This is a genomic window from Autumnicola psychrophila, from assembly GCF_031846645.1.
GTDB lineage: Bacteria > Bacteroidota > Bacteroidia > Flavobacteriales > Flavobacteriaceae > Autumnicola > Autumnicola psychrophila.
In genome coordinates this window covers 327,851-349,425 of record NZ_JAVRHN010000001.1, presented here as the reverse complement: position 1 = coordinate 349,425, position 21,575 = coordinate 327,851, and the positions used below count along the sequence as shown (strand labels likewise).

The 21,575-nt window shown below is 36.9% G+C and carries 15 protein-coding genes; 12 read left to right on the top strand and 3 right to left on the bottom strand.

What is annotated here, in order from left to right; all coding sequences use genetic code 11:
• Window positions 1–1,257: 1,257 nt before the first annotated feature.
• The 3 genes from RM541_RS01385 to RM541_RS01375 form a co-directional block, all read right to left on the bottom strand.
• Entirely contained in the window at window positions 1,258–2,454 is a 1,197-nt protein-coding gene (locus RM541_RS01385) for an IS256 family transposase (RefSeq protein ID WP_311498439.1), read from the bottom strand.
• Between the two features lie 176 nt (window positions 2,455–2,630).
• Window positions 2,631–3,278: a DDE-type integrase/transposase/recombinase gene (locus RM541_RS01380; RefSeq protein WP_311498438.1), complete on the bottom strand. Its 648-nt coding sequence runs from the start codon at window positions 3,276–3,278 to the stop codon at window positions 2,631–2,633.
• Complete coding sequence (locus RM541_RS01375) at window positions 3,275–3,700, bottom strand: transposase (protein WP_311498437.1); 426 nt, start codon at window positions 3,698–3,700, stop codon at window positions 3,275–3,277. Before RM541_RS01375 ends, RM541_RS01380 begins: the two co-directional genes overlap by 4 nt.
• 527 nt (window positions 3,701–4,227) lie before the next feature.
• Between RM541_RS01375 and RM541_RS01370 the strand changes: the two genes are divergently transcribed.
• The 12 genes from RM541_RS01370 to RM541_RS01315 all read left to right on the top strand — a co-directional run bounded on the left by RM541_RS01370 (window position 4,228) and on the right by RM541_RS01315 (window position 21,521).
• Window positions 4,228–4,761, top strand: a complete 534-nt coding sequence (locus RM541_RS01370; protein WP_311498436.1) for an RNA polymerase sigma factor — start codon at window positions 4,228–4,230, stop codon at window positions 4,759–4,761.
• Window positions 4,762–4,832: 71 nt separating this feature from the next.
• The gene (locus tag RM541_RS01365; RefSeq protein ID WP_311498435.1) at window positions 4,833–5,699 is read left to right on the top strand and encodes a FecR family protein; all 867 of its coding nucleotides are present in this window, start codon (window positions 4,833–4,835) and stop codon (window positions 5,697–5,699) included.
• 108 nt (window positions 5,700–5,807) lie between these two features.
• Window positions 5,808–9,080 carry a SusC/RagA family TonB-linked outer membrane protein gene (locus RM541_RS01360; RefSeq protein WP_311498434.1) on the top strand — a complete coding sequence of 1,091 codons (3,273 nt, stop codon included), beginning with the start codon at window positions 5,808–5,810 and terminating at the stop codon, window positions 9,078–9,080.
• A 54-nt stretch (window positions 9,081–9,134) separates the two neighbouring features.
• A complete protein-coding gene (locus RM541_RS01355) occupies window positions 9,135–10,643 on the top strand; it encodes a RagB/SusD family nutrient uptake outer membrane protein (protein WP_311498433.1) in 1,509 nt (502 codons plus the stop codon).
• A gap of 304 nt (window positions 10,644–10,947) precedes the next feature.
• A complete protein-coding gene (locus tag RM541_RS01350; protein WP_311498432.1) occupies window positions 10,948–13,227 on the top strand; it encodes an outer membrane protein assembly factor BamB family protein in 2,280 nt (759 codons plus the stop codon).
• Between the two features lie 11 nt (window positions 13,228–13,238).
• Window positions 13,239–15,191: an FG-GAP-like repeat-containing protein gene (locus RM541_RS01345; RefSeq protein ID WP_311498431.1), complete on the top strand. Its 1,953-nt coding sequence runs from the start codon at window positions 13,239–13,241 to the stop codon at window positions 15,189–15,191.
• 126 nt (window positions 15,192–15,317) lie between these two features.
• Window positions 15,318–15,755 carry a DMT family transporter gene (locus tag RM541_RS01340; protein ID WP_311498430.1) on the top strand — a complete coding sequence of 146 codons (438 nt, stop codon included), beginning with the start codon at window positions 15,318–15,320 and terminating at the stop codon, window positions 15,753–15,755.
• Between the two features lie 16 nt (window positions 15,756–15,771).
• Complete coding sequence (locus tag RM541_RS01335; RefSeq protein ID WP_311498429.1) at window positions 15,772–16,707, top strand: sugar phosphate isomerase/epimerase family protein; 936 nt, start codon at window positions 15,772–15,774, stop codon at window positions 16,705–16,707.
• Between the two features lie 199 nt (window positions 16,708–16,906).
• A complete protein-coding gene (locus tag RM541_RS01330; protein ID WP_311498428.1) occupies window positions 16,907–18,382 on the top strand; it encodes a CoA-acylating methylmalonate-semialdehyde dehydrogenase in 1,476 nt (491 codons plus the stop codon).
• A gap of 227 nt (window positions 18,383–18,609) precedes the next feature.
• Window positions 18,610–19,641, top strand: a complete 1,032-nt coding sequence (locus tag RM541_RS01325; protein WP_311498427.1) for an SMP-30/gluconolactonase/LRE family protein — start codon at window positions 18,610–18,612, stop codon at window positions 19,639–19,641.
• 26 nt (window positions 19,642–19,667) lie between these two features.
• Window positions 19,668–20,738 carry a zinc-dependent alcohol dehydrogenase gene (locus RM541_RS01320; protein ID WP_311498426.1) on the top strand — a complete coding sequence of 357 codons (1,071 nt, stop codon included), beginning with the start codon at window positions 19,668–19,670 and terminating at the stop codon, window positions 20,736–20,738.
• 27 nt (window positions 20,739–20,765) lie between these two features.
• The gene (locus tag RM541_RS01315; RefSeq protein ID WP_311498425.1) at window positions 20,766–21,521 is read left to right on the top strand and encodes an SDR family NAD(P)-dependent oxidoreductase; all 756 of its coding nucleotides are present in this window, start codon (window positions 20,766–20,768) and stop codon (window positions 21,519–21,521) included.
• Window positions 21,522–21,575: the final 54 nt, after the last annotated feature.

The window sequence follows — 21,575 nt, the reverse complement described above, 5'->3', positions numbered from 1 at the left end:
GATGTTTACAGCGCCTTCAACCACTGATTTATCTTTCGGTTTTATGATTTGGTCGTCATTACCGAAGTGTTGTAATGAGAGGCAAAGCTGCAAATTGTTCCCTTAAGAAAGGCTCGTATCTATTTGCCTTAGTTACCACCGATTAAAGGTTTTTTGGGATGAAACAAGCCGGAACACCTCCAAAAAAGTGAAAGACAGGTCTGATTGCTGTTGATAAAATCTGGGATAGTTTGGGAGAAAAAGGCTTCTGCATAAGTGATTGACTTGTAGCAAACATTGTTGCGAACACTTCCACGGGTTTCTGGGCAATAATATGCAGTTTCTTCCCTGCGTAATCAACAAAGATCTTTTCTCCTGCTTTATAAACAGCCGGCATAAACCCTTCGGGTTTCTGGCTCCATCGGCTGTAATGGTAGCTGAAATGGCTGTACTAAATGCCTCTGGCTACTTTGGTTTGTATTTTTTTATAAATATGACGGGTAACCCCAACACGTTTTAACTTCTTTTCTATATATAATGAAAGAAGGCATAAAATTCAGATTGTTTGCTATCCTGATCGCAGGGAGGAAAAGGTATCCTGATTCTCAAAAAGTTATAGGAGTTCATTAAGCTAAAGCCGGAGCCCCAAAAATATTGAGGTATTTAACTACGGTGGTTTTCGATTTTGCCAAGGCTTTAGGATATCCTGATGTTGGAAAATCCATTTTTTTATTCTGATATTTCTCGCATCATAACTCATCTCATCGGCGTATCGGCCATACTATGCTATGATTAAATCATATAATATAACCCTTAAAACCATAATTAAAAACTGTTCAGTTTGCCCCCGAATGAAATATCCACCTTGCTCAGGAATAAGGTGTCCAGTTTAATACGTAATATCCATAAAGGCACCACTCAAGCACAATATTGCTTACTAAAGAGAAAAAAATACAAACAAAACCTATTATTGGATACCTATTTAGATCACCGAGCGGTCAGAAACTTTCTTAAAGAGCAAATTGGAAACAGTATGAACTTTCATGTTGGCTGTTGTAGGGTTTGACTTTGTGGAGTACTGAATAGAGTTGACCATTTTTTAAAGTTATTTATTAATACTATTCATTCTAAAATTAGTACTTCTTTTTTTAATCTCTGTTCGTATTCTACCGGTGTGAAATGATCAATGGAACTATGGCCTTTTTCATAGCTATACATATACAGAGCGACACTATCCCGTATTTTGTGTAAGTAGCAAATAAAGGGTGCTGAACATATTTAGAGTTGGACCCTTTCTTCAAAAATAAACAAGAACTGATTTAGGATCACGCCCCAATTTCTAATGGGCTTGGTCCACTTTTTAGTGGCTTCCCTCAGAGCCAAATATACTGATTTCGTAACAGCCTCATCTGTAGGGAATGAGAATTTATTCTTGGTGTACTTTCTGATTTTTCCATTGAGGTTTTCTATAAGATTGGTGGTGTAGATTATCTTTCTGATTTCCAGCGGGAACTCGTAGAAGACGGTAAGATCTTCCCAGTTGTCTCTCCAGCTTTTTATGGCGTAAGAATACTTGGAGTTCCACTTCTGAGCAAAATCCTCCAGAGCAGCCTCAGCAGCCTGTTTGGTGGGTGCATCATAGATAAGCTTCATGTCTTTGGTAAAAGCCTTCTTGTCCTTCCAGACCACGTATCTGCAGGCATTTCTGATCTGATGAACTACGCAGATCTGGGTCTTGGACTGAGGAAAAACATTCCGGATGGTATCGGTAAAACCATTCAGGTCATCCGTGGCAGTAATTAAAATATCCTCCACGCCACGAGCTTTAATATCTGTCAGTACACTCATCCAAGAAGCCGCAGATTCGTTCTTTCCGAGCCACAGCCCCAGAACTTCCTTTATTCCATCTCTTCTAAGACCTACGGCAATGTAGATAGTTTTATTGATCACCTTGGAATTCTCCCGCACTTTAAAGACAATTCCATCCATCCAGACAATCAGGTATACAGACTCTAGGGGCCTATTCTGCCAGGCTACAATATCATTTGTAATACGATCTGTTATTCTTGATATAGTGGTGGTGGAGACACCAAAGTTATACACTTCAGAGATTTGTTCTTCGATGTCGCTGTTGCTCATTCCTTTGGCATACAAGGAGACAATGACGTTCTCTATACCGTCTACCATGTTCTGACGCTTAGGGACTATCATTGGGTTAAAAGAACCATTTCGATCTCTGGGAACTTTAATGGTGTCCTCTCCATAGGAGCTCTTGATCTTCTTTTCGGAATAGCCATTTCGGGTATTACCGGAAGCAGATTTCTGATGTTTCTGATAATCCAGGTGACCATCCAGTTCTCCTTCAAGTATTTTTTCAAGTCCTCTTTTCTGGATTTGTTTTAGGAAACTGCTGAGTCCTTCTCCTGACTTAAACTGTTTGAGAAACTCATCATCAAGTAGATCTTCTTTTTTCATTTATTGTGTAAGATTAGCACCCGGATTTTACGCCGGGCAAGATTAAAAAATAAGCGGTAAGTCAACCCTTTATTTTCTACTTACACAGTTGATGGTTTAGTCCCTACAGAGCTTTATCTAATTTCTTGTATAAATCTATGAAATCGTTAGGAGTATATCCTTTTATATAACCGTTTTTAATGGATTCCATTTATCCTTTCAGCATGTGGGTTTTCATATACGTTCTCACACATGCTATTTCTTAAACGTCCTTTTATAAGGCTTAAAAACTCTTTACTATAGCATTGTCCACCACCATCGGAGTGGATAATCGGTTTTACTTGTTGATCACTTCTGATACGAGTTAATGCCATCTTGAGAGCTGGTATAGTGGTATCTTCTGTTCTTAAGGTGCTACTTGCACTATAACCAATAATTCTTCTCGAGTATTGATCCATGATAAAAGTGAGATAGTGAAATTTACTATTTAGCTCATAATAGGTTATATCATTCACCCAAACCTGGTTTACACCAGTCAACTCCCGACCGGTAACTAAGTTAGGAAATCGGATAACTCCCGTGCTGTCAGTGGTCCTTCTAAAGCACTTTTGTGGAATTATCTTAAATCCGTAACTACGGTAAAATTCAAAAAACTTATCTCTCCCCACGGTCTGAGGTTTTATCTTCCTGTAAAGTTCCTTACAGCCCATTTTTGGATGATCCTCTCTTACCTGGCGCAGAACTACTTTTAGTTGTTCTGCTTCCTCAGCTCTCTTTAATTCTCTGTTGAGTCGCTGATGAATATTCTGCTTCGTGGTGCCCAGCCAACGATAGAGCTGATTCATTTTCCATCGGTGTTTTTCCCTGTGGAGCCAGAACCAGGTAAGGGTTTGGAACCTAGTTTTTTTTTGATATCGATATCATACATCTCTTCTGCAATCTCGATCATCTTATCCTTAAATTCAATTTCAAACTGCTTTTGCCCAAGCATTTGTTCCAGTTCACGAATCCTGGCTTTTATATCCTGTATTTTTCGCGTATCGCTCATAAGTTCTACAACCTGTTTAACACCACGTTTGCGATTCCTGGAGTATTTATCAAGCCATTTATAAATAGCTGTCGTAGATACCTCATACTCACGACTCACTTCAAGTACAGTAGAAAGATTCTTTTCTATCTCCCGTACCTTTTTACGTTTGAAGCTCTCACTAAAATAACGATTTATTCGCTGGTGCGCTTCTTTGGAAAAATCTTCTATTTTTACCATAATACTAAGTTGTTTAAAACTCCGTAAAACGGTCAACTTATTTCAGTACCCGACACGTCAGAAATTGATAATAATACTCCAAAAATTAAATCTTGCCTTTTTATTGAGGCAAAGCTATTATCTTTCATTAGCATTTTCTTCTCAAACATAATCAGCCAGAAACGTAATATTAACTCGAACTCCATTATCAAGGGGCTACTAAATAGCTATAAAGGACTATATTTTAATGGAGTTAAGGGTCTGCAAAATGTTTGTTCTTCTAATCTTGAAGTACATTTGTTGTTCAAGCTGTTGCATAACTATTATTGTTTGTAACATCACCCGATCAAATTCACTGACACTGTATATAGTTTTACATTATATATTGTAGAGTTCTTCCTAATTGTTTAGATAAGATTAACAACATTTATTTTAAATTAAACAATCTTTAGCTTGAATCATAAAAAATGATTATTCCATTGTATTTTTAGATTTTAAATATTTTTTTGCTAAGTTTAGCAAACTTTTATAATAAATTCCAAGTTTCTATGAAAAATATAGATACACATTTTCTATTGAGGGCTCTCAAACGGGGAGATATTAATTCTCTTGAAAAGCTGTATAAACTTTATTATTCAAAACTTTATTGGTTTTCGAAAAAATTTGATTCTGTTACTATGGAGTCTGATGATTTTGTACAACAAACCTTTCTTAAACTTTGGGATAATCGAAATCAACTAAAGGATAATGTTTCCTTGGATCAACAAATATTCGTCATATGTAAAAATCTCATTATTAATCAATTAAAAAGAGAAGCTAAGACTTCTGCTCATTTTAAAGAGGCTGATCTTTCTGAAGAGGAAGAAATGCAGGAAGTGGAGATTGAAAACTGTAATTTAAAAGAGTTGAGGGATGTTATTGATAACCTTCCTCCTAAAAGGAAAAATATTTTTTTACTACATAAAATAGAAAATCTGACCTATGATGAAATCTCTAAATCTCTTGGTATATCTAAGAAAACTATAGCAAATCACATTTACTTGGCTCATAATTACATTAAGGAAATATTATGTAAACCTTAAAATTAGTTTAAAAATTTTAGGAACTTTTTAATTCTCAATTGTTATAGTATAAGAAACCCTTACTTTAAAAGGTGAAAAATTACGAATCTGACATAGCAAAAAAAATAGAAGCATCTTGGAAATCCTACTACAAGGAAGTCCCTAAGAGTCAAGTAGAAGTTTCCTGGAGGGACTTCGAAAAACATTTTTCCAAGAGAAAGTGGAAAGATAGTAGAAAACATTTTTTTAAAGTTTCCGGGGCGGCTGCTGTTCTGCTGTTTCTGTTTACTGGATATTTGTTTCTGGATATATATAATTCCAATATCCATGTAGTTAATAACTCCTATATAGATAAAGAAATTATTTTACCTGATGGAAGCCTTGTGCTTTTAAAGCCTAATTCAGAGATTAATTATAAAGGAAGCTTTAAAAATTTACGGGGAGTAGATTTAATAGGGGAGGCTTTTTTTAAGGTGGTTAAAGATAATTCAAAGGTCTTTAAGGTTAAAACCGGTGCTACCACTACTACTGTTTTGGGAACATCCTTTAATGTTAGCCAAGAACGCGGTTTAAAAGACGTTAAAATTGCGCTCTATAGTGGGGAGATCCTGGTTTCTGTAATAGGAAGAGCAGAATCTTGGTCAATAATACCTGGTGAAAGATTTGTTTATGAAAAGGATAAAATTTTTATAGAGAAATTTGAAAATGATCTGTCTTTCCAGCCAGGAGTGGAATTTATCGACGTAAATAATGTTGAGTTTAAGAATTTACTGGATTTTCTTGAAGAAAGATTTGATTATAAATTCCAAAAAAATATTTATACGAAAAATAAGCATGTAACTCTTAGGGTAAACAAATCTGATTCCATAAAACAAGTGCTAAATATTTTATCCATTATAAATAAATTTAACTATGAAATAAACTCTAAGACTAAAGAAATAAAGATTTTAAAAAAGTAAAAAGAGTCCGCCATCATAATATAGAGACTCTTTTTATAATCAAGAAGTAACATCGATGAAAAAATCGATGTGGCTACTTTAATTTTCCAATTTATTAAATAATTTAATATGAAAAGACTATTATTTACATTGTTTTTTTGCGTTCCGTTAATTGGTAATTCTGCTCAAATATCATTTGTTCTGGACAATCCCAGTCTCAAGGAGCTAATATCAGAAATAGAGACACAAAGTGATTTTAAATTTGCCTATGGGAGTGAAATCCAAATTCAAACTAAACTTTACGGTAGGTACTCTTTTCAGGATGAAGATTTGAAGAAAATACTTACGACACTTTCTACAAAGACTCATTTTAGTTTTGAGGTCTTGGGAAATAACATTGCGATTACCGTGGATCCACCGGTAAAAAATATTGGGATTGAAAAAACTAAGCCTCAAATGAATATAGAGGGAAATGTTACAGATTCAAATGGAACACCTCTTCCTAGTGTTACTGTGCAAGAAGAAGGCACGAACAATGGGGTAATGACAGATTTTGATGGCAATTACAGCATTGAAGTGAGTTCTTCTGAATCAGTTTTGGTTTTTAGTTATATCGGTATGGAGACTGCTGAGAGAACAGTGGGAGATAATACTACAATAAATGTTCAAATGGAAGATGACTCTCAGGCTTTGGATGAAGTAGTAGTGGTTGGATATGGGACACAAAGGAGAAGTGATATAACGGGTGCTGTTGGAGTAGTTAGCTCAGAAGAATTTGAAGATGAGCCTGTAGTACAGGTAGGTCAGGCTCTCCAGGGAAAAGTAGCGGGACTTCAAGTTTCCCAAAATTCAGGATCACCTGGTTCCGGTCTTTTAATTAGGGTCAGAGGTACAGGAACAGTCAATAATTCGGAACCACTATATGTTGTAGATGGTAATCCTAATGCTAATCCCATAGATTTAATTCCTGAACAAATAGAAAGCATTCAAGTTTTGAAAAGTGCTAGTGCTGCTGCTATTTATGGTGCGCAAGGAGCAAATGGAGTGATTTTAATTACTACTAAACAAGGAAAATCAGGTAAACCCACATTAAATATTAATTTTTCTCAAGGATGGCAAGAAATTCAAAGGCATATCCCCATGACCAATGCAATGGAATATGCCACTCTATATAACGAGGCGTTAATTAATGCTGGTGAGGATCCTATTTATCCTGATCCTTCTGCTCTGGGAGAAGGTACTGACTGGCAGGAGGAAGTTTTTCAAGTGGCCCCCATGACCAATTTGTCAGTCTCTACCAGTGGTGGAGGTGAATCAAGTAGTTATTTCTTCTCTGCGGGATATAGTGACCAGGAGGGGATTGTAAAGGGCTCTGGATTTGATAGACTTAATTTAAGGGTCAATACCTCTATGGATATTACTCCAGCAATTACTATTGGGGAAAATTTATCTGCAAGTCTATCAAATTTTGAGAATATCTCTCAGTTTAATTTTGGCTCGATCCTAGGGAGTACTTTAACTGCAAATCCTGAAATTCCAGCCAGGTTCCCTGATGGTTCTTGGGGTTTTTCAGAAACTTCCCTAAACTCTACGAACCCTGCTGCAAATATTCACTATTCAAATAATGATACGAAAAGAACTGTGATTAACGGAAATGTCTATACGGATATATCATTTCTTCAAGATTTTGTTTTTCGCTCTCAGTTCAACTTTAATTTGGGTTTTACCGAAAACGTTATTTTTAATCCAGAATATTCTATTTCCCCAAGAACTTTTAATGCTGTTGCAAATTTAACTGAGAATTTTTCACGCTTTACTGAGTACAGCTGGGCAAATACATTAACTTATAATAAAAGTTTTGAGGATCACACTTTCGAGGCATTAGCAGGATATACCATGCAAGAAGCTTACTCCAAGAATGTGTCAGCATATGGTGCTGGACTACCTGCAAACGCGACCGATAATGAGAATTTGAGGTATTTAGATTTAAACACACAATCTAATAGTGTGGGTGGTAGTGCCGGATCTTATGGAATTTTATCCTACTTAGGGCGGGTGAATTATAATTATGCCAGAAGATATTTTGTCACTGCAAACTTTCGTGCCGATGGATCTTCAAGGTTTGGAGTTAATAATAAATGGGGAAATTTTCCTTCTTTCTCATTAGGATGGAAATTATCTGAAGAAAATTTTCTTCAAAACACGGAATGGATAACAAATCTAATGTTGCGGGGGGGCTGGGGTTCCTTAGGAAATCAAGGCTCTTTACCCAACTATGCATTCGCCAATTTGGTTGAGCCTAATAATAACTATGTATTTGGATATCCACAAGAAGTTTATAGAGGTCAGGCACCTACTGGTTTGGGTAATCCCGATTTAAAGTGGGAATCGACACAGGAAACAAACATTGGGCTTGATTTTAGCGGGTTCGAAGGAAAATTGAGAGGTTCTTTGGATTGGTATAATAGAGAAACTACAGATATGTTACTTCAAGTACCGATTGCTGGTTATGCTGGGATTGAAGACTCTCCTTATGTAAATGGAGGAAGTGTAGTGAACAAGGGGTATGAAGCTATGTTAAGCTATGAAAATACTACGCAAGGTGGTTTGGCGTATAGTTTATCTGGAAATATTGCTCATAACAGTAATGAAGTGACTAGTTTAAGTAATGCAGGATCCTCCCTGTATCAGTTTATTTCTTTTGTAGGTTTGGTAAATGTCACTCAAGTGGGTAGTCCTATTGCCTCCTTCTGGGGCTGGCAAACGGATGGCATCTTTCAGACTCCAGAAGAAGTTGAGATGCATGCATTTCAAAGTAATGGAACCGCTCCGGGAGATATTCGATTTAAAGATATCAACGGGGATAATATAATAAATGCAGAGGATCAAACCATCATTGGAGATCCATGGCCTTCTTTTACTTATGGAATGAATGGATCTTTATCTTATAGTAACTTTGATTTTAGTGTTGCATTGCAAGGAGTTTCAGGAAATGAAATATTTTCAGCTTATAAGTTTAGAACCGAAGGACCTAATTTCTTTAATTACACTCAGAATGTTTTTGATAATCGTTGGACTGGTCCAGGCACAAGCAATGATGTTCCGAGATTAAACTCGGATGATCCAAATAACAATTTTCGATCTTCAGAATATTATTTAGAAGATGGATCCTACCTAAGAATTAGAAATATTCAATTATCGTACAGATTACCAGAAGAAGTTTTTGAAAATTTACGGTTAAGTATATATGGTTCAGTTCAAAATGCTTTCACTTTTACTAGTTATTCCGGTTTTGATCCCGAAATAGGGACTAATGGAAGCAATTCTTTATATGTAGGTATTGATGAAACTAACTATCCTGTGCCCCGTATATACACATTGGGACTTAAAATGAGTCTATAAGCTATAAGAAATTCATTGCTATGAATTATGATATATTAATAAAAAATTTTAATCATGAAAAATAAATTATTCACAATCGTCATATTGTTAAGTTTCTTTATAACTAGTTGTTCTGATGATATATTAGATAAAGAACCGCTAGCAGCTATTAGTACAAGCAACGCCTATGTTACTGCTGAGGATGCTGTAAAAGCTTTAACAGCGGCATATTACCCTTTAACAGGCAACAATTGGTGCTGTGGAAATTATGGTAATGGAGGTTACATGCATTGGGTTTTAGGAAATGTTGCTTCAGATGACACGGAAAAAGGAGGAGAATCAGGTTCTGATCAACTATATGCGCAACAAATATCCTTGTTTAATATTCCTTCAGATAACGATGCGACGCGATTTGCCTGGGAAAACCAATATATCGGTGTTCACCGTGCAAATTTAGTTCTGGATAATGTTTCAGATATTGACATGGACGAGGATCTAAAGAATAGAATTCTTGCAGAAGCTAAGTTTTTAAGAGCATGGTATTACTTTAATCTGGTTAAAACCTTTGGTGATGTTCCTTTAGTAGTAGAAGCTGACTTGGAATCATATGACTTGACCAGAACACCCAAACAAGAGGTATATGATCAAATTATTAAAGATTTAGTTGAAGCAAGTCAAGTTTTACCGGAAGCAACAGAATACTCCTCTAATGATAGAGGAAGGGCAACCAAAGGAGCAGCTCTAGCCTATCTCGGTAAAGTGTACTTATATTTAGATAATTTCACAGAAGCTGAAGAATATTTTGGGCAGGTAATAGATTCAAATGTCTATAGTCTAGATCCTGATTATTTGGGCATGTTTTTACGAGAGGGCGAAAATAGTCCCGAACATATTTTCCAAGTTCAATTCTTGAATGACCAGGGAGCAGAACCTGTAAATAACCAGCTAAACACAGTTTTTTCGAGTAGGGCTATGAATGGATGGGGTTTTAATTTACCCACTCAAGATTTTGTTGATGCATTTGAAGAGGGAGATCCAAGACTAGAACAGACCGTCTATAAAAACGGAGACGTTATGCCCGGAGGAGTAATTGCAGATGTTGGTAATAGTACCACGGGGTACATGAATAAAAAATACTATGTCCCTGATTATGAACGTATAGGGGGATCGCTTCAAGCAGGTAGAGATGATATTTATATGAGACTGGGTAAAGTTTTATTATGGTATGCTGAAGCCGCGAATGAAATAGGGAAGACCGAAGCTGCTCTAGAAGCTTTAAATGCTGTAAGAGCTCGTGCACGAAATGGGAATGCTAGTGTTTTGCCCGATATTACAGTTACAGATAAAGATGAGCTACGAAAAATTATATGGCATGAGCAAAGAGTTGAATTTGGTCAAGAATTTGAACGATTCTTTGAATTAGTTCGGCAAGATCGTGCAGCAGAAGTTCTTCATGCGTATGCTGAAGAATACGATACATCAAAAGGGGCTGGATTTAGAGAAGGTGTAAATGAAATATTCCCTATACCACAAACGGAAATCAATCTAAGCGATGGGACTTTAACTCAAAACCCTGGGTATTAATAAAAACATGTTATCAGAAATGATGGATGGATGAATATATGCTTTTTCAGGAAGGATGGTTCCTTTATTCTATCCTTCTAATACAATAGGAATATTTCCATAATTTTTTGAAATAAGGATTATGGAAATATTATCTATAAAAACTTAGATTTCTTACAGGGTTTAAATTTCTTTTTTTTTGTTGAACAAATAACAAATAACAGAAAGAAATATCTTATTTATGAAAAACAATTTTTTTTACTCCTTCTTAAGAAGAAAAGAAATAAGCTCTTTTTTTTACTTTTTGCCAAAAGCGATTTGGATATTGGCGTTACTATTATTTTGGAGTTGCGTTAAATCTAATCAAGAAAAAAATGGAGATTATAACCAAAAAGATGAAGATGATCAACATCAAAGTTGGAAGGATTATGGAGGAGGACCTGATCAGTCTAAATATGTTGATTTTAATCAAATAACCAGGTCCAATGTTAAGGATTTGGAAGTTGCTTGGTTTTATCCTACAGGGGACAATAAAATCTATCAATTTAATCCTATCATTGTTGATAACTACATGTATGTTTTGGCCAAAGATAATTCCCTGGTAGCTTTAAATGCTACTACCGGAGAAGAGATTTGGATACATTCAGGTTTGTCCGGAATGGCACGTCGTGGAATAAATTATTGGGAAAGCAAAGATGGGGAAGACAAAAGATTAATATTCCAAATCAATAATTATTTACAGGAAATAGATGCCAGAACAGGAAAATCAATCCTCTCTTTTGGAAAAAATGGATTAGTAGATCTTAGGCAAGGCTTAGGAAGAGATCCTAATACCTTATCGAGGGCACAATCAGGTACTCCTGGTAAGATTTTTGAAGACTTGATCCTGCTAGGATCTGGAACTGGAGAATCCTATATGTCATCGCCCGGCTATTTACGAGCATTTAATGTAGTTACAGGAGAACTAGTATGGACTTTTCATACTATTCCGCAACCTGGAGAGTATGGGTACGATACTTGGCCCAAAGATGCTCATAAATATGCCGGAGGGGTTAATACTTGGGGTGAAATTTCAGTAGATGAAAAACGAGGTATTGCATATTATCCACTGGGTTCTCCCACTTATGACTATTATGGAGCAGATAGAGTAGGAAGTAACCTCTTTGGAAATTCTATTTTGGCATTAGATATTAGAACGGGTAAAAGAATTTGGCATTTTCAAACAGTTCACCATGATTTGTGGGATTACGATTTGACAGCTGCTCCTCAACTTATAACAGTAGACCATGAGGGAAAAAAAATAGATGCCGTTGCCGTAGTTAGTAAAAATGGATTTGTTTATGTCTTTGATCGTTCAACAGGAGAGCCTTTGTGGCCTATAGAAGAACGTCCGGTCCCACAAAGCGAGGTCTCAGGAGAACAGACTTGGCCTACGCAGCCTTTCCCTACAGTTATACCACCAGCCTCCCGGCAGGAAATGGAAAAAAGTGATTTAAACCCTGTATTTCTAAGTAAAGAAGAAAAACTGGAATGGGAAAATAAATGGGATAGTTTACAACACGGCTTATTTATGCCACCTTCAGATATAAAAGAGACTTTAGCTATGCCCGGTGCAGTGGGCGGGGTTAATTGGGGAAATACAGCAGCTAACCCAGACAAAGGGATTTTGTATGTTATTTCGATTAATTGGCCTTCTTTATATGAAAGATTAGTTCCCTTAGATACTATTCAAAAAAGGAATAAAATAGCACAAACTCAGAGTGCTAGTTCTGAAGAGATCTATCTACAAAATTGTGCAGCCTGTCACGGGAAAGATCATTCAGGTATAGTAGGTCCCTCTCTAGTAAACATCAAAGAGAGATTGAATTTTAAAGATTTTGAACAAATTCTAATTTCTGGCCGCGGAGATATGCCATCATTCTCTCAATTAGATAGTTTGGAAATGAAGTCCTTATATAATTATTTGTCCGAATTAAAAGGAAAACCTAATATTATGCGAGAGGTGGTAGATCAACAAGTCGAAAAACCATTGGGTCCGGTGGTTGCTGCTGGAGGTGCTCCAGGTGGACTCGAAACTCGGAAATTGGAAAATTCTGGCGGACGCCATGGTGCACCTTATCCCCTAGGGGTAGATGTACCGGATAAGCGACTTTATTTAAATGGTTGGGGTTTAGGAGTTCCTTACATTATTGATCCGCCGTGGTCTGAAATCATGGCTTATGATCTGAACACAGGAGATCTTAAATGGAAACGTCCCTTAGGGGAAGATTTGGAGGCAAAGAAGAAGGGCTTCAATGATACTGGAATGCTGAGGGCTCAAAGGAATGGAATGGTAGTGACCTCTACAGGATTATTGTTTTCAACAAGTAAAGATGGAAAAATACGCGCTTTTGATGCTGATAATGGAAAAGAGCTCTGGAGAGCCGATCTTCCTAAAGGCACGGAAGGCCTTCCTGCGATGTATGTAGAGAATGGAAAGCAATATTTAGTGGTAACAGCAACCTCCCCTTTTAGTTTTGGTAGGGGTAATGAAAATAGTTCCTCCCAAAAGGACGATACTCAGGGCGGCTATGTAGTTTTTTCCTTACCCGGAAGTAACAATTAAATTTATATAAAATGAAAATTAGAAGGTATTTAAATTTACTACTATTTCTTTTTGTGTCGGAAGCTATTACTTCTCAAGAACTGGGAAAGTTCAACGATATTAAGGCTTTAACTTTTATTCCTGATTATGTATTCTCGGGGTCTAGTCTAGATAAATGGCATAGTTTTGATTCTTCAGGAGTTTGGAATGCAAAAGATGGCGTTATAACGGGTGAGGTAACTCAGGGAAAGGGTCCTGGGATTTTACTTTTTGATGATTCTTATCAAGATGTTGCATTTCAAGTTTCTGTAAAAAGAGATGGTCCTGTGGAAGCTGGATTTCTTTTTCGATTTGAACGAGTCGGGGACATATATGAAGCTTTTCTTGTATCTGTTGATAAGAGTGGTTCTTTGGTGTCATATGATATCATTTTTGATGCTAAAGGAAATGAAAAGAGTCGGAAAAAACTTCTACGCGCTGGCGGGATTTCATATAGAGTAGCTCCGCCGATGAAAGAGAAGAAGGAAGAGAATAATCGTTTTTCAGGATATAAGCGTCCAGAACCGCCAGAGGATTTGCCGGTAACTAGGCCTAATACAAATTTTGTAAATGGTGAATGGAATCAAGTCGAAAGCTATGTGGACGTTAATATGATACGATCCTTTTTAAACGATGGACGTGAAGTTGGTGGGACCACAGGGGAAGAGACAAATCAAGACGGATATGGTCCAATAGCTCTTTATATCGGTGGAGCGGGAAAGGTGCAGTTTAAGAATATATTTGTGAAGGATGCTTCAATTAAAAGAACTCCGCTTGAGAAAACTTCTGAAAGATTTGTCAAACAGCGTATTAGTGATATGTATTATTCCTGGGCCACAGATGCGGCTGACTTTAATAAAGATGGAATAAGAGATATAGTAGCAGGACCTTATATTTATTATGGCCCTGATTTTACAAATCGTAGCGAAATTTTCCCTGCCATTACTGGTAGCCCTTCCCTAGATTTTCCATATAACCGGGTTCAGGACACCTATGATTTTAACAATGATGGATGGCCAGATGTTTTGGCTAGTGCATTTACTACAACACTTTATATCAATCCTAAAGGAATGCATAAGCGCTGGAATAGCTATGACGTTCTTCCTGAAGGAGGACAAAGTGAAATAACTACCTTTAGTGACATAGACGGTGATGGAAAGCCTGAATTGGTATATGGGGCTAAAGGTTTTGTGCGTTATGCAAAGCCAAATGAAAAAGATTCTACTAGGCCTTGGGTCGTATTTAATGTGTCTAAAGCAGGACATGCATTGGCACACGGTATAGGTACTGGAGATATCAATGGAGACGGAAGGATAGACATTCTTAATGCCTTGGGCTGGTGGGAGCAGCCAGAAGTATTGGATACCACTAAGACGTGGAAGTATCATCCCGTAGCTTTTGGTCGATATGGCAAAAGAAGTAGTAATATAGGGAGTAGTTTAATGGCTGTTTATGATGTAAATGGTAATGGGTTAAACGACGTAGTTGCGAATTTAAACTCACATGGATTTGGGTTGGCTTGGTATGAGCAAAAAAGAAATAAAAAAGGAGAAATAAGTTTTGTTCAGCATATGATTATGGATGATTATAATTCAAATAATTCCGGTGACGTAACATTTTCACAATTACATGGTGCCACTTTTGCTGATATTGACAATGATGGCATTAATGATTATATTGTGGGAAAGCGTTATTTCACACATTTGGACAATTACTACGATCCAGATACCTATGGCCCCCCAGTTATTTATTGGTACAAGACGGTTAGAGATGCCAGTGCTCCTGGTGGCGCGAAGTTTGTTCCACAATTGATTAATAATCGTTCTGGAGTGGGATCTGAAATTGATGCTGTAGATTTAGATGATAATGGAACATTGGATATCATTACCTCCACGAACAACGGAACTTATATATATTGGAACAAAACAAATCCGAATGCTCAGTAATAATTTATTTCTTAAAAGAAAGAGCAGAATTTTGATAAGCTATTTTTATAAACATAAGAGTGAAATTTTTTAAAAGAAACATTACCGATTTTGTCGTTATTTAATTAATTTAAAATGAAAATAAAAATGTACCTTTATTTACTAATGTTATTAATAGGAATTGTGTTGGCAGTACATCTGGCAATGAATTCTGAAGTTGGGTCTATCCTTCAAAATCCTGAAATGGGAAATGCTGTTTTTTGGTGCATTGGGGCAATTACAGCAATTATTATAGGTTTTACTCATTGGGATATTGGCGTCTTTTCTAAAATGTCAGAAGTTCCTATTTGGCTTTTCGCGGCGGGAGCGATTGGGGCGGCATTAGTGTTCGGAATAGCATGGATTATTCCACAAATTGGAGCTGCGCCTGCATTTGTACTGATGATTTGCGGTCAGGTAATTGCAGGTTTGGTTATGTCCCATTTCGGTCTTTTAGGTGCACCTGTTGAACCAATTTCCATTACAAAAATATTAGGAGCCTTGTTGATGATCGGCGGTGTTAGCTTGGTCACGTTTTCTAAATAAATAAAATATTATTAAAATGAAAAATGAAGAAAATATTTCATCACGAAGGGATTTTGTTAAGAAAATGGGGGCGACTGGATTGTGTGCCATTGCACTTCCCCATTTGCCGCTTTCTTGGTTAATTGAAGACAAATTCGAAATAGGGGCTACATTTATTTTGTGGGGATATGGTCCAGACAATTTAGAGCCTGCATTGACCGACTTATCAAAGTTGGGATATCATTCTTTTGAAACTTTTGGTAATGTTATTCAGGAATATGATGAAAATCGAGGAGGAATTGAATCCCTTATTGATAAAACGGGCATGCCAATAACATCTGCTTTTTGCATGACAGATGTTCTAGATCCTTCAAAACGAAAGGAAGAACTTGAAAAGTTGGTTAAGTGGTCAAAACTTCTTAAAAAAGCTGGTGGTAAAGTTGTTGAATATTGTCCGTCTAGCATAAATAGAAAGGACTATAATTACAAAGATCACAAAAAGAATATTGTAGAATCTATGAATGATTATGCAAAAGCAGTAACTGACCTTGGTCTGGTTTGTGCGCTCCATCCACATACTGGAACTCCGATAGAAACAGAAGAAGAAGTTTATTTTATTATGGAAAATGTAAATACTGAATATATGAAATTCGGTCCAGATGTTGGACAGTTGGAAAAAGGTGGTGCAGACCCCGTTAAGATATGTAATGATTTTATGTCATTGATTGAGCATGTGCATCTTAAGGATTATGAAGGTGGTGATAATGGTTATTTAGGATATGCACCGTTGGGTGAAGGTCAAGTAAATATAAGGGAAATATTAAATCAGTTAGAAAAGGAAAAGACAAGTATGGCTGGTGCTGTTATGTTTGAATTGGACTACGATGGAAAGCTTGATGCTCCTTACAGCCCGTTTAAAGCAGCAAAAATATCAAGGGATTATTTGGTTAATCTCGGATATAAATTTGTTTGATATTTGTTATGTGTTAACTTCTAATTTGATTTCCTCTTTTAGATAAATGCATTGTTTTTCGAATAAAATTACATGAGAAGTGTTAAACTTATTTTAGATTGTTCGCTTATGGGTTCAAGGCTTTTCGTTGGTTAAAACGAGATTAAAAATAGTAATAAATTCACACATGGAGTATGTGTGATCATTTTAAATATATTTTATGGAAATTTTGAAAAATTACATTGGTGGTTCTTGGATTGAGAGTAAGGAAAAGAACACAATTGATATTGTAAATCCAGCTTCATTGGATATCTTGGGAAAGGTTCCTTTTGGTGTTAAAACCAACGAAGATGTACAAGTAGCAGTTGATGTGGCTTCAAAAGCTTATTTGGAATGGAAAGAAGTGCCAGTAATGAAAAGAGTGCAGCCTCTTTATCAGCTTAAGAGATTGTTGGAGGAAAATGCAGAAGATATAGCTAAAACTATAACTGAGGAATGTGGGAAAACAATAGGAGAATCCAGAGGTGAATTGCAGCGGGCTATTGAAAATGTCGAGGTTGCATGCGGTACACCTATGTTAATTCAAAGTGAATTTTCTGAAAATATTGCTGGAGGTATAGACGAATTTATGATTCGTCAACCTTTGGGAGTGTGCGCATGTATATCCCCCTTTAATTTTCCCGGCATGATTCCGTTCTGGTTTTTACCCTATGCTATTGCATGTGGTAATACTTTTATTTTAAAGCCATCTGAAAAAGTGCCTTTAACAATGATGAAGGTTTTTAAATTAATTGATCAACTTGAGGGCTTGCCAAAGGGCGTGGTGAATTTGGTGCATGGCGGCAAAGAAACTGTGGATGGACTTTTGGAGCACAAGAAAGTAAAAGCTATAAGTTTTGTAGGATCTACCAATGTAGCAAAATATATTTATTCCAAAGGAGCTGCGCATGGTAAGCGTGTACAGGCTCAGGGAGGTGCTAAAAACCCGGTGGTAATACTACCTGATGCTGATTTAGAAATGTCTGTAAAGATTATTACCGACAGTGTATATGGTTGTGCCGGACAACGATGTTTGGCTGCTTCTAATGTTATTACTGTTGGAGATGACGGAAAAATAAAAGATGCCATTTATGAAGCTGCCAAGGCTAGATCTACTGGATATGGTTTGGATGAAAATGTGGAAATGGGACCGGTAATAAATGGAGAAAGCCGTGCGAGAATTGAAAATCATATTGCTAAAGGTGTAGATGAGGGAGCTAATTTATTATTGGATGGTAGAAATCTAAAAGTTAGTGGTTTTGAATCTGGAAATTTTGTAGGTCCTACTATAATACAAAATCCACCATTTAATGGTAAAACAGTACATACAGAAATTTTTGGTCCCGTTATGAGCCTCATAGATCTCGCCACGGTGGATGATGCTTTGGAATTTGTTAATAGGAGCAACTATGGAAATATGGCTTGTCTCTTTACTTCAAGTGGCGCAAACGCGAGAAAATTCAGAAATCAGGCGAACGTAGGTAATGTCGGTATTAATATAGGTGTTGCGGCTCCCATGGCACAGTTTCCCTTTAGTGGTTGGAATGACAGTTTCTTTGGTGACCTCCATGGACAGGGGCATCATGCTATAGAATTCTTTACGCAGACCAAAGTGGTAATTGAAAGATGGCCGAAAGAATGGTCAAGAAAATTCTAAGATTAGAACTAAAAGGGATATAACCTAAGAGTGGTATGCCATAAAATAATTAGAGTCACGGTTGATATTAATGGTTTTTAGATTTACAGCCAGGTATCGCCTAATCGTGTTTGAAATCTTTTTTTTATTTGGAAAAATCAAAAGAACCGGCAAAAGGATTTTATTGGCTTACCTAAAAAGATAAATACACTAGAAATAAATAATCTAAAAATACATTCCTTATATATATGACCAATTACAATAATAATCCGCTAGATGATTTTGAATTGCATCATAGGGATATTAAAACAATAGGTAAAGATTTACAGAGACCTGAATGTATCTTGGCAGAACCTAATGGAAATTTATGGTCTGCTGATGCAAGAGGTGGGGTGATGAAAATTTCACCAGATGGATCACAAAAATTAATTACGGAAACCGGATCAGATTTTTTTAAAGGGGCAAAAGAAGAGACGACGAAATATTTGGATGGAACTTTGCCCAATGGATTAGCTTTTGCGGATAATGGAGATATTCTTATTTCCAATTTTGGTACCGATCGGTTAGAACGAATGACACGAAAAGGTGATACTATCGTACTGGCGGATACAATTGAAGGAGAGGAGATAGGAAAAGTTAATTTTGTGTTGAGGGATTCAAAAAATCGAATATGGATAACAATTTCTACCAAAACCAAAAATTGGATGCATGCTTTAAAGCATGATCTTAGAGATGGATATGTGGCTAGGTATGAGGACGGAGCTTTTAGGATTATTGCAGATGGGTTCGGTTTTACGAATGAGATCCGATTTGATAGGAATGAAGAATATCTTTATATAGTGGAAACGACTGGAGGATGTATAACCAGAATGAGACTTACTGAGAGTGGAAACTTAGTTGATAGGGAAATTTTTGGTCCCACGAAGTTGGGTCGGGGGTCCTGGCCGGATGGAATAGCTTTTGATACCTTTGGTAATCTCTGGGGGACTACGGTCTATTCCGATAAATTATTTGTTCTCAGCCCCGAAGGTGATATGAAAATCCTTTTGGATGAAGGAGATCCGGAAAAAGTGGAAGCATTGGAAAAGGCCTTTTATAACAACAATGTTACAGAAGATGTACTTTTTGCCACAGGTCAGGGAATTGCTCCTTGGATGGCGAGCATCACGTTTGGTGGTGCGGATTTAAGAACTGTATATATTGGTTCACTTAAAGGAAAAAATATCCCTTATTTTAAATCCCCTGTCCCGGGATTACCCATGGTTCATTGGAAAAAATAAAACATAAAAAATTTAAATTAGAAAGAATGAGTATACCAACAAAGATGAATGCCCTGGTTTTAAAAGGAGTCCGAGATTTTAATATAGAATCAGTACCAGTGCCTGGAATTGATTCTGATGAAGTATTGTGTAAAGTAGATACCACTTATATTTGTGGAACAGATCCGCATATAATTGCTGGTGATTTTCCTGATTTCTGGCCTACTGGATATCCTTTTATTCCCGGACACGAATGGTCAGGAACCATTGTTAAAACCGGAGAAAAAGCCTCAGTACTAGGATGGAATAATGGCGATAGAGTCTGTGGTATCTCTCACTGTGGATGTGGTTATTGTGAAATGTGTTTAAAGGGGAGGTATAATATCTGTTTGAATTACGGGCACGAGGAGAAGGGCCATAGGCAGTATGGACATTATACACCTGGCGCCTATGCCCAGTACATGAGATCTTCGGTAAAAAGTATTTTTAAGGTTCCGGATTCTATGTCACTTGAATATGCAGCATGTGTAGACCCTCTGAGTATTGCACTTTATACGGTCGAAAGATCTAGGATGAAACCTGGGGATGATATTTTAATTTTAGGAACTGGGCCACAAGGTTTAATGGCAATCCTTTGCGCCAAAGCACTTGGTGCAGGTAGAATAATTGCGGCTGGGAGTGGAGAGCGGTTGAAAAAAGCGGAGGAATTAGGAGCAATACCTATTAATTACAAGGAGGAGGACGTAGTTTCTAAAGTCGAAGAAATGACCAATGGAAATGGAGTTCCTTCTGTTTTGGAGTGTGCAGGAACAGTGAAATCAATCAGACAAGCTTGTTTGGCCGCATCCAAAGGCGGTGTTGTTTCAGTGATTGGCATACCCCATGCTGATCCCTCCTTACCTCTTAAAAGAATTGTTTTAGATGAGATCGAATTGGTGGGAAATAGAGCCAATCCCAATACGGCAAGACGGACTATTGAGCTGCTTGCGAACAGTAGAATAGACTTAACACCCTTAATGACTCATAAGTTCTCTTTAAAAGAATTCGATAGTGCTCTTGATACTTTTGAGAATCGAAGGAATGGTGCTATAAAGATTGCCACAAAACCAAATGGATAAAAACTAATATATTAAATTAAAATTATAATGCATAATAAAGTATTGATTGTAAGTGGAGGAGCATCCGGACTAGGATTGGCGGCCGCAGAAAAATTTGCCAAAAATAATTTCAATATTGTCATAATTGATATTGATAAAGAAAAAGGGAGGTTGGCCGAGAAGAAAATTAAAGAAATGGGGCGAGATGCGATTTTTTGTTTTTGCGATATTTCAAACTATGACCAAGTAAAACAAGCAGCACATATAACTAAAGAAAAATTTGGTAGGGCAGATGTGATAATTAATAATGCGGGATTGGAAATAAGAGGTAGTATTCTCCAATGTAAAGAAGATGATTGGGTAAAGACTTATAATATTAATTTGAAAGGGATATACCATATGTCCAACGCATTTGTTCCCCTAATGATTGAGAGAGGTAAGGGATCTATTGTTAATACAGGTTCTATATTGGGCTACAGAGCAGTAGGTGAGAGGGCTGCATATGCTTCTTCCAAAGGGGCTATAGATAGCCTCACAAGAAGTATGGCCTATGATCTAGCAGCAAATAATATACGTGTAAACTGTGTGGCACCAGGCGCAATAGATACTCCTTTGTTAAGGGGTTCCATAAATGATTCTCCTGATCCGGAAGAAACAGAGAAAGTATTGGGTTCCAAAAGTGTATTTGGCAGGATGGGGACCTCTGAAGAAGTTGCCAATGTTATGTATTTTCTGGCGTCGGATGAAGCCTCATTTGTTACGGGATCGACCTATTTTGTAGATGGTGGCTGGGCGATACTGTAATCGGTAGGAGCTAATAAAACCTATGAATGAGTAATGTTAGAAATATTTTAAAAT